Origin of the sequence: Blastococcus jejuensis (genome assembly GCF_039534705.1) — a bacterium.
Lineage (GTDB): Bacteria > Actinomycetota > Actinomycetes > Mycobacteriales > Geodermatophilaceae > Blastococcus_B > Blastococcus_B jejuensis.
On the sequence record NZ_BAAAVV010000007.1, the window covers coordinates 45027 to 58157 of the forward strand.

Annotated in this window: 18 protein-coding genes; 1 reads left to right on the forward strand and 17 read right to left on the reverse strand. The window is 73.2% G+C overall.

The window, feature by feature from the left end; all coding sequences use genetic code 11:
* Nucleotides 1-64: 64 nt before the first annotated feature.
* The 4 genes from dprA to ABD644_RS15185 all read right to left on the reverse strand — a co-directional run bounded on the left by dprA (nucleotide 65) and on the right by ABD644_RS15185 (nucleotide 3646).
* On the reverse strand, nucleotides 65-1312 hold the full coding sequence (gene dprA, locus ABD644_RS15170; RefSeq protein ID WP_344689785.1) for a DNA-processing protein DprA: 1248 nt from the start codon (nucleotides 1310-1312) through the stop codon (nucleotides 65-67).
* Nucleotides 1313-1415: 103 nt separating this feature from the next.
* A complete protein-coding gene (locus ABD644_RS15175) occupies nucleotides 1416-1703 on the reverse strand; it encodes a hypothetical protein (RefSeq protein WP_344689786.1) in 288 nt (95 codons plus the stop codon).
* 66 nt (nucleotides 1704-1769) lie between these two features.
* Entirely contained in the window at nucleotides 1770-3290 is a 1521-nt protein-coding gene (locus ABD644_RS15180) for a YifB family Mg chelatase-like AAA ATPase (protein ID WP_344689788.1), read from the reverse strand.
* A complete protein-coding gene (locus ABD644_RS15185) occupies nucleotides 3287-3646 on the reverse strand; it encodes a YraN family protein (RefSeq protein ID WP_344689789.1) in 360 nt (119 codons plus the stop codon). The genes ABD644_RS15180 and ABD644_RS15185 overlap by 4 nt, the downstream gene beginning before the upstream one ends.
* A gap of 110 nt (nucleotides 3647-3756) precedes the next feature.
* Between ABD644_RS15185 and ABD644_RS15190 the strand changes: the two genes are divergently transcribed.
* Nucleotides 3757-3996 carry a hypothetical protein gene (locus ABD644_RS15190; protein ID WP_344689790.1) on the forward strand — a complete coding sequence of 80 codons (240 nt, stop codon included), beginning with the start codon at nucleotides 3757-3759 and terminating at the stop codon, nucleotides 3994-3996.
* On the opposite strand, the gene ABD644_RS15195 is transcribed toward ABD644_RS15190, so the two are convergent.
* The 13 genes from ABD644_RS15195 to ABD644_RS15255 form a co-directional block, all read right to left on the reverse strand.
* Nucleotides 3989-4309 (reverse strand): DUF2469 domain-containing protein, encoded by a 321-nt coding sequence (locus ABD644_RS15195; RefSeq protein WP_135099203.1) that lies wholly within the window; start codon nucleotides 4307-4309, stop codon nucleotides 3989-3991. The two genes, ABD644_RS15190 and ABD644_RS15195, sit on opposite strands and share 8 nt — an antisense overlap.
* Nucleotides 4306-5109 carry a ribonuclease HII gene (locus tag ABD644_RS15200; protein ID WP_344689792.1) on the reverse strand — a complete coding sequence of 268 codons (804 nt, stop codon included), beginning with the start codon at nucleotides 5107-5109 and terminating at the stop codon, nucleotides 4306-4308. Before ABD644_RS15200 ends, ABD644_RS15195 begins: the two co-directional genes overlap by 4 nt.
* A 125-nt stretch (nucleotides 5110-5234) precedes the next feature.
* Nucleotides 5235-5954 (reverse strand): LuxR C-terminal-related transcriptional regulator, encoded by a 720-nt coding sequence (locus tag ABD644_RS15205; protein WP_344689793.1) that lies wholly within the window; start codon nucleotides 5952-5954, stop codon nucleotides 5235-5237.
* 177 nt (nucleotides 5955-6131) lie between these two features.
* Nucleotides 6132-7049 (reverse strand): signal peptidase I, encoded by a 918-nt coding sequence (gene lepB / locus ABD644_RS15210; RefSeq protein WP_344689794.1) that lies wholly within the window; start codon nucleotides 7047-7049, stop codon nucleotides 6132-6134.
* 67 nt (nucleotides 7050-7116) lie between these two features.
* On the reverse strand, nucleotides 7117-7473 hold the full coding sequence (rplS, locus tag ABD644_RS15215; RefSeq protein ID WP_344689795.1) for a 50S ribosomal protein L19: 357 nt from the start codon (nucleotides 7471-7473) through the stop codon (nucleotides 7117-7119).
* A gap of 145 nt (nucleotides 7474-7618) precedes the next feature.
* Nucleotides 7619-8116, reverse strand: a complete 498-nt coding sequence (locus tag ABD644_RS15220) for an NUDIX hydrolase (RefSeq protein WP_344689796.1) — start codon at nucleotides 8114-8116, stop codon at nucleotides 7619-7621.
* Nucleotides 8109-8846: a tRNA (guanosine(37)-N1)-methyltransferase TrmD gene (trmD, locus tag ABD644_RS15225; protein ID WP_344689797.1), complete on the reverse strand. Its 738-nt coding sequence runs from the start codon at nucleotides 8844-8846 to the stop codon at nucleotides 8109-8111. Before trmD ends, ABD644_RS15220 begins: the two co-directional genes overlap by 8 nt.
* Entirely contained in the window at nucleotides 8846-9385 is a 540-nt protein-coding gene (gene rimM, locus ABD644_RS15230; RefSeq protein WP_344689798.1) for a ribosome maturation factor RimM, read from the reverse strand. The genes trmD and rimM overlap by 1 nt, the downstream gene beginning before the upstream one ends.
* Nucleotides 9382-9618 carry an RNA-binding protein gene (locus ABD644_RS15235; protein WP_089336030.1) on the reverse strand — a complete coding sequence of 79 codons (237 nt, stop codon included), beginning with the start codon at nucleotides 9616-9618 and terminating at the stop codon, nucleotides 9382-9384. The genes rimM and ABD644_RS15235 overlap by 4 nt, the downstream gene beginning before the upstream one ends.
* Nucleotides 9619-9621: 3 nt before the next feature.
* The gene (rpsP, locus tag ABD644_RS15240; protein WP_344689800.1) at nucleotides 9622-10119 is read right to left on the reverse strand and encodes a 30S ribosomal protein S16; all 498 of its coding nucleotides are present in this window, start codon (nucleotides 10117-10119) and stop codon (nucleotides 9622-9624) included.
* A gap of 168 nt (nucleotides 10120-10287) precedes the next feature.
* On the reverse strand, nucleotides 10288-10647 hold the full coding sequence (locus tag ABD644_RS15245) for a ribonuclease E inhibitor RraB (protein ID WP_344689801.1): 360 nt from the start codon (nucleotides 10645-10647) through the stop codon (nucleotides 10288-10290).
* Nucleotides 10648-10700: 53 nt separating this feature from the next.
* Nucleotides 10701-12449, reverse strand: coding sequence for a proline--tRNA ligase (locus ABD644_RS15250; protein ID WP_344689802.1), 1749 nt, complete (start codon nucleotides 12447-12449; stop codon nucleotides 10701-10703).
* A gap of 87 nt (nucleotides 12450-12536) precedes the next feature.
* A complete protein-coding gene (locus tag ABD644_RS15255; RefSeq protein WP_344689803.1) occupies nucleotides 12537-13073 on the reverse strand; it encodes a hypothetical protein in 537 nt (178 codons plus the stop codon).
* Between the last annotated feature and the right edge of the window lie 58 nt (nucleotides 13074-13131).

Genomic DNA, 13131 nt, shown 5'->3' on the forward strand with positions numbered 1-13131 from the left:
TTCCGGCGACCACCCGCGCACCGTCCGATGCCGCCCGTCCGGCGTCAAGCCGCCGCGCCGCGCATCAGCCCCTCCCTGCCCCCTTCGGTGGCGGTGCGAGCCGCCACCCCTCGCCGGTCCACTGCACCAGCTCGGCCAGCTCCAGGGCCGGCAACACCTTCAGGACGTCGAGGACCTCGCACCCGGCGACGGTGGCCAGCCGCTCCGGGCCGACCCCGAGCCGGACCGGGCAGGCGTCGAGCACCCGGATGGCCACGTCGGACAGCCCGTCCCGCGGGTTGGACGGCCGCTCGAGCGTGTCGGCCAGGTCGTCGCCGAGCCGGCCGACCACCTCCAGCACGTGCGCCGCCGAGGTGACCAGGTGTGCCCCCGACTTCTCGTCGGTCCCGCGCAGGAGTTCGTGACAGCCCACCGACATCGCCGAGGTCACCGGCCCGGGAACGGCCATCACCTGCTTCCCCAGCTTGCGGGCCCGGTTGGCGGTGGCCGTCGCACCCGAGCGTGCGGCGGCCTCGACCACCACGGTGCCGCGGGTCAGACCGGCGATGAGGCGGTTGCGGACGAGGAAGCGGTGCTGGTGCGGGGCGGCGCCCGGCGGCCACTCGCTGACGACGAGCCCGCCCTCGGCGATCCGGTGCAGCAGGGCGCCGTTGCCCGCGGGGTAGGGACGGTCGACGCCGCACGCGAGCACCGCCACGGTCGGCCCGTCGGCGGCCAGCGCCCCGCGGTGAGCTGCGGCGTCGATGCCGTACGCACCACCCGACACGACGGTCCAGCCCCGCTCGGCGAGCCGGAAGCCGAGCTCGCCGGCGACGTGCTCGCCGTAGGCGGTCGAGGCCCGCGAACCGACGATCGCCACCGACCGGTCGGCCAGGACGTCGAGCCGGCCCGGGCCTCGGACCCAGAGGGCCAGCGGTGGGACGGGGGCCAGCGTCCGCTCCGACTGCTGCTTCGGGTCGTCGGGCTCCTCGGCCGTCGCCACCGTGAGCGCGTGCAGCGGGAACGCCGGCCACTCGTCGTCCTCGGGCACGAGCAGCCTGGCATCGCAGCGCTCGGCCCGGCGCAGGTCGGCCAGGGTCTCGTCGCGCTGTGCGCGGGCGCCGACGAGGCGCAGGATCCGGGGCGGCGCCGCGCCCGACCGGATCAGGCGGGCGGCGTCGACGGGGCCGTGCCGGTCGACGAAGCGCCAGAAGTCGACCACCCCGGGCTCCACCGCGCGGCTGAGCCAGGCCCTGGCCCGCCGGAGGCCCGGGTGGACCGGCTGCGAGGAACCCGCTCGGGCGGCGTCCTCGAGGTCGTCGTCGAGGTTCACGCCGCCACCCGCTGCAGCCGCATGCCCAGGACCTCGGCCACCCGGCCGCCGGGCAGCGCGAGACCGTACGACGACAGCAGGTCGTCGGGCAGGTGCGATGACCTCAGACGCTGCGGAGGCTCGCCACGGCGACCGGGAGCCGCAGGCCGAGTTGCATCAGCACGAACTCCGTCATGATCGGCACGACGGTTCCCGCCGCTTCGCCCCAGGCCTCCCCGCGCTGAACCCGCAACCACGCCACCGCGAAGACGACCGTGTTGGAACAGGCGACGCAGACGACCGCAACCGTGATGGCCGTCCCGGTCGTATCGGACAGCGCCAGGACCGTCAGCCAGCCCGACACCCACACGGTGAAGGCGACGAGGTAGACCCAACTGTACGTCCGGCTCACGGTTGGTGATCCTCGCCCATCGGCCCCCAGGGAGACCGGAGGACTCGACGATCGAGCCGGCGAGGTTCATGCCGCCACCCGCTGCAGCCGCATGCCGAGGGCCTCGGCGACCTCGTCGGAGCCGGGGACGGTTCGGCCGGCCAAGTCGCTCAACGTCCACGCCACCCGCAGCACGCGGTCGAAGCCCCGGACCGACAGGGCGCCGCGTTCGAGCGCACGTTCCACGAGGCCGAGCGACGCCCGCGGGACGGCGAACCGCTCGCGCAGCATCCGCCCGGGCACCTGGCTGTTCGTCGACAACCCTGTCCCGGCCAGTCGAGCGGCCGCCGCCCGGCGGGCCGTCGCGACCCGCTCGGCAACCACGGCCGTCGGCTCGGGATCGTCGAGGCCGTCGAGCCACGCCGCCCGGGTGACCGGCGGCAGCGTGACCCGCAGGTCGATGCGGTCGAGCAGCGGGCCGGACAGCCGTGACTGGTACCGGCGTCGTTCGAGAGGGCTGCAGATGCAGGCGGTGTCGCCGGCAGCGCTCGCACAGGAGCAGGGGTTGGCCGCCAGCACCAGGAGCGCGCGGCAGGGGAAGGTCGCCGACCCGGCCGCCCGCTGGATGGTCACCGACCCGCGCTCCAGGGGCTGGCGGAGCGTGTCGAGGACCGCGCGCGGGAACTCGGGGGCCTCGTCGAGGAACAGCACGCCGCGGTGGGCGCGACACAGCGCGCCCGGGCGGATCTGGCCGGAGCCCCCGCCGATGAGTGCGGCCATCGTGGCTGAGTGGTGCGGCGCCTCGAAGGTGGGCAGGGTGACCAGCGGGGCACCGGCCGGCAGCGTGCCCGCGATGGAGTGGATGGCGGTCACCTCGAGCGCCGCCTCGTCGCCGAGCGGGGGCAGCAGCCCCGGCAGCCGCTCGGCGAGCATGGTCTTGCCCGCGCCGGGCGGGCCGGTCATGAACAGGTGGTGGCCGCCGGCGGCCGCCACCTCCAGTGCCCGCCGGCCCGCCGCCTGGCCGACGACGTCGCCCAGGTCGGGCGGGGGCGCCGGCTCCGGCAGGGGGCCGCGGACGTGCCGGGTCAACCTGCGCCGCCCGGAGAGGTGCTCCACCAGGTCGGAGAGCGTGCCGACGGGGAGCACCTCGATGCGCTCGACCAGCGCCGCCTCCGCCGCGTTCGCCGCGGGCACGACCACGTGCCGATGCCCGGCCCGGGCGGCCGCCAGCACCGCGGGGAGCACACCCCGGATGGCCCGGACCGAGCCGTCGAGCCCGAGCTCACCGAGGAGCACCAGCCGGTCGACCGCGGCCGCCGGCACGGTGCCGGCCGCGGCCAGGACACCGGCCGCCAGGGCGAGGTCGAACCCGCTCCCCTGCTTGGGCATGGACGCCGGCGAGAGGCCGATGGTGAGCCGCCGCTTCGGGAACTCCCCGCCGGCATTCGCCACGGCGGCGCGCACGCGGTCCACCGACTGCCGCACCACGGCGTCGGGCAGGCCCACGAGCACGACACCCGGCAGGCCTGCGGCCATGTCGACCTCGACCTCGACCATCGCGCCCTGGACCCCGGCCAGGCCGACCGACCAGGTGCGGGCGAGCGTCACTGGAACGCCGCCCGCAGGTGAGTGACCAGCGCCGGGCGGGAGGGGCGCACGAGCACCCCGACGACGTCGAACCGCAGATCGGGCGCGTGCTCGTCGTGCGCGGCCAGCCAGCGCTGCGCCAGCGTGCGCAGCCGCCGCTGCTTGGTGGGCGTCACCGCCTCGACCGGATGACCGAAGCCAGTGCCCCGTCGCGTCTTGACCTCGCAGAAGACGAGCGCGGAACCCTCCCGGGCGACGATGTCGAGCTCGCCGTCGCGGCACCGCCAGTTGCGGTCGAGGACCTGCAGGCCTGCGCGGGTCAGGTAGGCGGCGGCGATCCGCTCGCCGTGGACACCGAGCTCGATGGTGGTGGGCACGGATCGACCATCGCGGCCCGGCGGGCGCGGGGACAGCGGTGACGCCGTTCTGTGGACGGACGCCGTGGCTGTGGACGGTGCGCCCGCCCGGCGGGGCTACCGTGCCGAGGATGTACGTGGAGACCGTCGTCCAGGTGAACGACCACGACACCTATCAGGCCAGCGTCCGCCTGCGGTCGGCGGCGGCCAGCAGCCGCCCGCCGATCGACGCGCTGGTGCGCTTCTCCCCCGCCGGCTGGTTGACCATGAAGCCGCTGGCCGGGGGCCGGGTCACCGTCGTCTCCGCTGCGGAGGTCTTCGACGTCAGCAACATCGAACGCGTGCAGGCCGGCGAGGAGCCGCTCAGGTGATCCGCGGGTTGTCCGGCAGCTCGAGATCGGGCTTGTCGAGCTCCTCGACGTTGACGTCCTTGAACGTCAGCACGCGCACGTTCCGGACGAAGCGCGCCGGGCGGTACATGTCCCACACCCAGGCGTCGGAGAGCTTGAGCTCGAAGTAGACCTCGCCGCCGGCCTCGCGCACCTGCAGGTCGACGGAGTTGGCCAGGTAGAAGCGCCGCTCGGTCTCGACCACGTAGGTGAACTGCCGGACGATGTCCCGGTACTCGCGATAGAGCTGCAGCTCCATCTCGGTCTCGTACTTCTCGAGGTCCTCGGTGCTCATCGAAGCTCTCCGGGCAGAAGCTCTCCGGGCACGGGGCTCAGCGAGGGGGACATGACCCCATCATCGACCATGCCGGGCACCTCGGTGACATGGAGGCCTCGCGCGGCGTGCGCATCCCGGGCGCTGCGCACGTTGACGAAGCGCATCCGGTGCTCCGGGCAGGGGCCGTGCCGCTCGAGCGCCGCGCTGTGCACGTCGGTGATGTAGCCCTTGTGGCCGGCGAAGTCGTACTCGGGCCACCGCTCGTGCAGGCCCTGCATGATCCGGTCCCGGGTCACCTTGGCCAGCACCGAGGCCGCGGCGACGCAGGCGGCCACCCGGTCGCCCTTCCAGACGGCGAGGCCGGGCTGGGCGAGACCGGACACCGGGAACCCGTCGGTGAGCACGTAGTCGGGGGCGGGGTCGAGGGTCGAGACCGCCCGGCGCAGCGCCTCGATGTTGGTCACGTGCATGCCGCGGGCGTCGAGCTCCTCGACCGGGATGACGACGACCGACCAGGCGACGGCCCGCTCGACCACGTCCGCGTAGACGCGCTCGCGCGCGGCGGCGGTGAGCAGCTTGGAATCGGCCAGCCCGGGGACGCGGCCCCGGCGGCCGACCGGCAGCACGCAGGCGGCGGCCACCAGGGGCCCCGCGCAGGCACCCCGGCCCGCCTCATCGGCCCCGGCGACGGCGCTGAAACCCCGTCGGCGCAGCGATCGCTCCATGTCCCAGAGCGCGTCGGGACGGTCGTCGTCGACGATCGTGCGGCGGGTCCGCGCAGCCGGGGCGGCGCGGGTGTGGGTCGGTCGGGCAGCCATCGCGCACCGACACTACGACGGCGTGCGGACACCGCCGCGGCGGGACACCGGACCGGGAACGCACGACGGGCCGGCCCCCGTACGGGGACCGGCCCGATGTGCCGGAGCTGGAGGGCGGAGCCGGGTCAGACCTCGGAGGAGCCGATCTCCGCCGAGGACAGGCTGTGCGCGCCGCAGGTGCACTGCGGGCTGCGCGAGGACAGCACCAGCGAGACGGCGTGCGCCCGGTCGCGGGCACCCAGCTTGCGCAGGATGGCCTTGACGTGGGACTTCACGGTGTCCTCGCTGATGAACAGATTGCGGCCGATCTGCCGGTTCGACTGCCCCTGCAGCAGCTCGTCCAGCACGTCCTGCTCCCGCCGCGTGAGCGGGACCTCGGGCGTGAAGGGCTTGGCTGCGGGGGTGGCCGACGGCTCGACCCGGCGGATCTGCGGGTCGACGACGGTGCGCCCGGCGCGGGCGGCCAGGATGGCCCAGCCCAGCAGGGTCGGCGAGGTGTTGATCATGAGGTAGCCGGCGACACCCGCGGCCAGCGCCTCGTTGACGACGGCCGGGTCCTCGGACGTGGCCAGCGCGACGATCGCGACACGGGGGAAGCGGCGCCGCAGGTCGCGGCAGGCGTTGAGGGTCGCGGCGCGGCCGGAGCCGAGCTCGACGACGACCGCATCGGGCCGGGCCGACTCGGCCAGCGTGAGAGCGCGGCGCAGCTCGCCGGGCGTGCCCACCGACTGCATGCCGGCGGTCTCGTTGATCATGCTGACCAGACCGCGGCGCAGCACGGGGGCGTCGGCGAGGAGGAGCACGCGGGTGACTCCGCGGGCGGTGCTCGCCATGGGTGCAGACACAACTGACTCCGTTTCGACTCCGGGAACGTGCAATTGCTCCATCGGAAGGGTGAAACGGTTACTTGAATACTTTCCTGGACATTTTTCCGCTGTTATCAGTGTGTCCCCGATTGGTCCACCGGTGTCACACGAGTAACAAGATGTCGAGAAAGTCCAGGTAGGACGCCCGTGGAATGGTCAGCCGGTGCGGCGTTCGCGGCGCCACAGCGCCACCGGCACGGCCCCGGCGAGGCCTATCGCCAACGGCGCCACCGAACCGACGACGCCTGCTGCCGCCGCCTCGACGCCCTGGATGTCGGGTGAATCGAGGGTGCCGAACCGGCTGATCGGCCACACGATCAGCGCCGCTTTGCCGATGACGTCGTCGACGGCGATGGTGCCGGCGTAGCGGTCACCCATGTGCTGCTTGGAGTCGGCCGAGGCGGAGCGGTGATCCCCCATCACCCACAGCCGGCCCTCGGGAACCGTCACCGCATCGAACGCGCGCTGCTCGATGGGCGTGTTCTCGAAGATGTAGGGCTCGTCGAGCGGCTCTCCGTCAACGGTGACCCGCCCCTCGGCATCGCAGCACTGGACGGTCTGGCCCTCGGTCGCGATGACCCGCTTGACGAAGTCGTCCTCGCTCGGCGGCGCGACCCCCACGGTGCGGCCCAGCCAGAGCAGCGCACCGGTGAACCAGTTGGAGGGCTCGTCGACCGTGACCTCGGGAGTCCAGGTGTCGGGCCCCTTGAACACCACGATGTCACCGGGCTCGGGCTCGCCGAACCAGTACGGGATCTTGTTGACGAGCACGCGGTCACCGGTGCAGCCCGGGCAGCCGTGCAGCGTCTGCTCCATGGATCCCGACGGGATGAAGAAGGCCTGCACGAAGAACGTCTTGACGATCAGCGCGAGGACGAAGGCCACGAGCAGCAGGACCGGCAGCTCGCGCAGCAGCGACCCCTTCTTGGGTCGGTGCGCGCGCCGCCGGCCGCGGCGGGCTCCCTCGGCGGGGGTCGACGCGGCGGCGCCGTCCCGCGTGCTGCGCGCGCCCTCGCTGGGCTCACGGTCCTCCGGAACGACCTCGGCGGGCCCCCCGGGCCGATCGTTGCTCATCGAGAGCAGCGTACGGCGCGGGAGACCCGCCGTGGTCACGCCGGTCCGAACCGGCGCCGCGGACGTGTCAGCGAGCGATCGGCTCGCGCTTCTCCTTGATCTTGGCGGCCTTGCCGCGCAGCTCGCGGAGGTAGTACAGCTTGGCGCGGCGGACGTCACCGCGGGTGACGACCTCGATCTTCTCGACGACCGGGGTGTGCACCGGGAAGGTGCGCTCGACGCCCACGCCGAAGCTCACCTTGCGGACGGTGAAGGTCTCGCGGATGCCACCGCCCTGCCGGCGGATGACGACGCCCTGGAAGACCTGGATGCGCGAGCGGTTGCCCTCGACCACGCGCACGTGGACCTTCACGGAGTCGCCGGGGCGGAACTCGGGGATGTCGTTCCGCAACGAGTCGGCGTCGAGCGCGTCCAGGGTGTTCATCTCGGCAGTCCTCAGTCCTAGCAGTGGCTCATTCGGTGCAGACAGCGGAAAACCCGGCCGTCCGAATCTGTGGCTGCGGCACCTCGTCGGAGCCACCGTCGACCCACGCCGACGGTCTGCAGCAGCTCTCTACTGTGCCACATCGTCAGTCGACGATGCGCGGCGGCCCCGACCATGGCCCGCACAGCAGCTCCGGGAGCAGGCCCGGCAGCTCGGCGGGCACGAGCTGCTCGCCGCCGGTCAGCTCGTCCAGCGCCCACCAGCGGTGCGGTTCGTCGGCCAGCAGCTCGAGCTCGGTCAGCGCCACAGGCGCCACCTCGTGCACGACGTCGCGCAGCACGAAGAACGTCTCCCGGGAGTCGAGCGAGGTCCCGGCGAACGTCCAGACGTGCCGGCGGAACCAGACCGGGCCTTCCAGCCGGTTGGGCTCCACGACCAACCCGATCTCCTCAGCCAGCTCGCGGACGGCGGCAGCCCGCAGGCTCTCGCCGTCCTCCACTCCCCCGCCGGGCGTGTACCAGAACTGGACGTCACCCGGCGGCTTCCCGGAATCGACGAGCCGGGAGCCGAGCAGGAGCACCCGCCCGTCGGGGTCGAGCACGAGCACGCGGGCCGCGGGCCGGACGATCGGCCGATCAGGCATCGCCGAGCACATCTCTCTCGGCGTCGGTGAGCGCGTCGGCCGGCAGCGCGGCGAGCAGGTCGGGACGACGGGACGCGGTGCGCCGCAGCGACTCCGCGCGCCGCCAGCGGGCGATCGCGGCGTGGTCGCCCGACAGCAGCACCGGCGGCACCTCGTGGCCGCGCCAGGTCGCCGGCCGGGTGTAGGAGGGCCCCTCGAGCAGGCCGTCGGCGTGCGAGTCGTACTCCACCGACTCCCGGTTGCCGACGACGCCGGGCAGCAGCCGGGTCACCGCCTCGACCATCACCAGGACAGCGGACTCCCCGCCGGCGAGCACGTAGTCGCCGATCGAGACCTCCGACACCGGCCCCGCGTCGGCGGCCCAGTCGGCCACCCGCTGGTCGATGCCCTCGTACCGGCCGCAGGCGAAGACCAGCCCCGGCTCGGCGGCCCACGCCGCGGCCATGCGCTGCGTGAACGGCTCCCCCGCCGGGGTCGGGACGACGAGGCGCGTGCCCGCGGGCCGGACGGCGTCCAGGGCCTGCCCCCACGGCTCGGGCTTCATGACCATGCCGGCGCCACCGCCGTAGGGGGCGTCGTCGACCGTGCGGTGGACGTCGTCGGTCCACTGCCGCAGGTCGTGGACGCCCACCTCGACCAGGCCCCGCTCGACCGCCTTGCCCAGCAGCGACTGGCGCAGCGGGGCGAGGTACTCGGGGAAGATCGTGATGACGTCGATGCGGAAGGACATCAGAGGTCCAGCAGACCCTCGGGCGGGTCGACCACGAGGAAACCGCCCGCGACATCGACGGTGGGCACGATGGCCGCGACGAACGGGACGAGCGCCTCACCGCCGTCTGGGCGGCGCACGACCAGCAGGTCCTGGGCCTCGTGCCGGACCGCGGTCACCTCGCCCAGCACGCTGCCGTCGGCGTGCCGCGCGGCCAGGCCCACCAGCTGGTGGTCGTAGAACGAGTCCGGGTCGTCGATCTCGGGCAGGTCCTCGACGGCGACCACGAGCTCGGTGTTGCGCAGCTCCTCGGCCGCGGTGCGGTCCGTCACGCCCTCGATCCGGAGCAGCAGGGTGCCGCTGTGCCAGTGCACGCCGGCGATCGTGAGGGGCCCCCGGGACGCCGGGTCGGTGGCGAGCACGGCACCGGGGACGAACCGCAGGTCGGGGTCGTCGGTGCGCACCTCGACGGTCACCTCACCACGGACACCGTGGGGCCGGCCGATGCGGCCGACCACCACGGTGTCGGTGGAGGAGTTGCGGGGCGTGCTGGTGCTCAACGCCCGTCGGTGTCGACGACGTCGACCCGCAGGCCGCGGCCGCCGACGCCGGTCATCACCTGACGCAGGGCCTTGGCGGTACGACCGCCCCGGCCGATGACCTTGCCGAGGTCGTCGGGGTGGACCCGGATCTCGAGGGTCTTTCCGCGGCGGTTGGTGAGCAGGTCGACCGTCACGTCCTCGGGATGGTCGACGATGCCCTTGACCAGGTGCTCGAGCGCGTCTTCGAGCACGTCTTACTCGGCGGGCGTCTCGGCGGGGGCCGGGGTCTCCTCGGCGGGAGCCTCGGCAGCCGGGGCCTCCTCGGCAGGAGCCTCGGCCGGGGCCTCGGCAGCAGCCTTCTTGGGGGCGGCCTTCTTCTTCGCGGTGGTGGCGCCGGCAGCCGGCTCCTCGCCCATGGCGTTGCGGACGGCCTCCTCGTAGATGGCCTTCTTGTCCGGCTTCGGCGCGGCGACCTTCATGGGCGGCGGCGCGGCCTCGCCCTTGAACTTCTGCCAGTCACCGGTCACCCGGAGGATGGCGGCGACGGCCTCGGTCGGCTGCGCGCCGACGCCCAGCCAGTACTGCGCCCGCTCGGAGTCGACCTCGATGAAGGACGGCTCCTCCTTCGGGTGGTACTTGCCGATCGTCTCGATCGAGCGGCCGTCCCGCTTGGTGCGGGCGTCGGCCACGACGATGCGGTAGTACGGCGCGCGCATCTTGCCCAGGCGCATGAGCTTGATCTTCGTTGCCACGGTGGGTGGTGTACTCCTCGAACGCGTATGTCGTTTGCTCGCCGGAGCGACGTGTGGGGGTACGCCGGGGCGGAGCCAGGGACACGGTCAGCGACGGTGAGAGGGCCGTCGGAGCCGTGTTCGACCGCTCATTGTGCCAGAAGGCGCGAGGACGCCGTCACCGCGGGATCAGACCCCGGGAGCCGCCTCGGGATCACCGGTCACCACGAACCCGCCCCACCCGTCGTAGACCCCCTGGTGGCGGTCCAGGATGCCGATGACCTCCCGGGTGAAAGCGGCCGCGTGCTCGTGGTCGACCGGGGTCACGGCGCTGAACTCCAGCCACACCGTCAGGAGCCGACGACGCACGGAGTCGATCCGGTAGCCGGCGACCTCGAGGTCGGCGGCGGCGGCTCGCGCGGCCGCGCGGGAGCGGAACGCCGCGAGGTGGTCGATCTGCCTCGGCCGGTCGACGTGGTCGCCCACGGTCAGGTTCTGCTCGACCACCTGCGCGGTGAGCGCCAACTGCTCGTCGATGTCATGGGGCACCGCCCGAGTCCACCATGCATCGAGCGGGTCAGCCGGGAGGCGGGCCGCCGGGTTCAGCCCCGGACGGCCGTGAGCACCGCGGCGGCGGCCTCGGCGACCGGGACCTCCTCGCGCTCGCCCGTCGCCCGGTCGCGCACCTCGATCGTGCCCTCGGCCAGGCCGCGCCCGACGGTCACGATGGTCGGCATCCCGAGCAGCTCGGCGTCCTTGAACTTCACCCCGGGCGAGACCTTCGGGCGGTCGTCGTACAGGACGGTCAGACCGGCCGTGACGAGCTCCTGCGACAGCGCCTCCGCGGCCTCGAAGATCGCGGGGTCCTTGCCGGTGGCGACGACGTGGACGTCGGCGGGGGCGACGGCGCGGGGCCACACCAGGCCCAGCTCGTCGTGGGTCGACTCGGCGATCGCCGCCACGGCCCGGGACACCCCGACGCCGTAGGAGCCCATGGTCACCGTGACCAGCTTGCCGTTCTCGTCCAGGACCTTCAGGTCGAGGGCCTCGGCGTACTTGCGGCCGAGCTGGAAGATGTGCCCCATCTCCACACCGCGCGCCAGCTCCAGCGGACCGGAGCCGTCGGGCGCGGGGTCGCCGGGGAGCACCTCGGCGGCCTCGATGACGCCGTCCCAGGTGAAGTCCCGCCCCGCCACCAGGTCGAACACGTGCTTGCCGGGCTCGTTGGCGCCGGTGATCCAGCGGGTGCCGGCCACGACCCGCGGATCGACCAGGTAGCGGATCTTCGCCTCGTTGGTGCTGCCGAGCACCTGCGGGCCGATGTAGCCCTTGACCAGCAGCGGGTGCTTCGCGAAGTCGTCGAAGGGCGCCACCTCGGCCGGGGCGACCTGCGCCTCGAGCCGCTTGGCGTCGACCTCGCGGTCGCCAGGGAGCCCGATGACCAGCGGCTCGCGCGTGCCGTCGGGGTGCACGAGGGTGACGACGACGTTCTTCAGCGTCGACGCGGCGGTGTACCCGGCCTCGGGGAACAGCTGCTGGGCGACGGCGACCAGCGTGTCGATGGTCGGGGTGTCGGGGGTGTCCTCGACATGGGCGGCCGGCAGCCCGTCGAACGGGATCTCGTCGGGGACGACGGTGGTCACGGCTTCGACGTTGGCCGTGTACCCGCCCGGCGAGCGGACGAAGGTGTCCTCGCCGATCGGGGTCGGGTGCAGGAACTCCTCGCTCTTGGAGCCGCCCATGGCGCCCGACATGGCCGAGACGATCACGTAGTCCAGGCCCAGGCGGTCGAAGATCTTGATGTAGGCCTCGCGGTGCGCGGCGTAGCTGCGGTCCAGCCCGGCGTCGTCGACGTCGAAGGAGTAGCTGTCCTTCATCGTGAACTCGCGGCCGCGCAGCAGGCCCGCGCGGGGCCGCGCCTCGTCCCGGTACTTGGTCTGGATCTGGTACAGCGAGAGCGGCAGGTCCTTGTACGACGAGTACAGGTCCTTCACCAGGAGCGTGAACATCTCCTCGTGCGTGGGGCCGAGCAGGTGGTCCACGCCGCGGCGGTCCTTCAGGCGGAACAGGTTGTCGCCGTACTCGGTCCACCGGCCGGTCGCCTCGTAGGGCTCGCGGGGCAGCAGCGCCGGGAAGTGCACCTCCTGGGCGCCCATCGCGTCCATCTCCTCGCGGACGACGCGCTCCACGTTGCGGAAGACCCGGTAGCCCAGCGGCAGCCACGTGAAGCCGCCCGGGGCGGCCCGCCGGATGTAGCCGGCACGCACGAGCAACCGGTGACTGGGGACCTCGGCGTCGGCCGGGTCGTCACGCAGGGTCCGGAGGAACAGGGTCGACATCCGCAACAGCACGATGACATTGTCGGCCTACCGGCCAACACCGCGATCAGGTGCCCCCTTGCGCTGCCCTGAGCGCGCCTGCGCCTCTGGATGGGCTGGTCAGTCGTCGGAGCCGTGGCCGCCGCCGTCGCGACCGGACGAGTCGTCATCGACGTCGTCGTCCGTTGACCCGGGCGACGTCGTCGGGCCGGGCGTGACCTCGATGCCGTCGTCGTCCCCGCCACGACCACCGCCGTCGTCGGCGCGCGGGCCCTCGACCGAGAACTGCGGACCCCCGGGACCGCAGACGACGTGCACCTCGAGCTTCTGCGTGCCGTTCTCGAACTCGACCTCGCCGGGGTCGTCGGAGTCGTCGATCCACCAGCCGGCCGCCGGCGCCCCGGCGAGGACGGGCTGCCCACCGGTGCAGTTGGCGAAGACCGTGCCCGCCTCGGTGGCGTGCTCCCCGGTGGCCGAGCCGGCGGACGGCGTCGCCGTGGGCGTCACACCGGGCGGCGTCACGGTGGCCGAGGCGGCGACGCCCGTGGTGCCCGGGGAGGCGGACGCGTCGACGAGGGAGATCGCGAGGAAGCCCAGCCCGACGGCCGCGGCGGCCGAGGCGATCCAGACGGCTCCGAGTGCGAGGGTTCGCTTCATGGGGCGCAGCGTGCCCTCGGCCGGGTTAAGGGGACCTCAAGACGGGGTCAAGACCCGG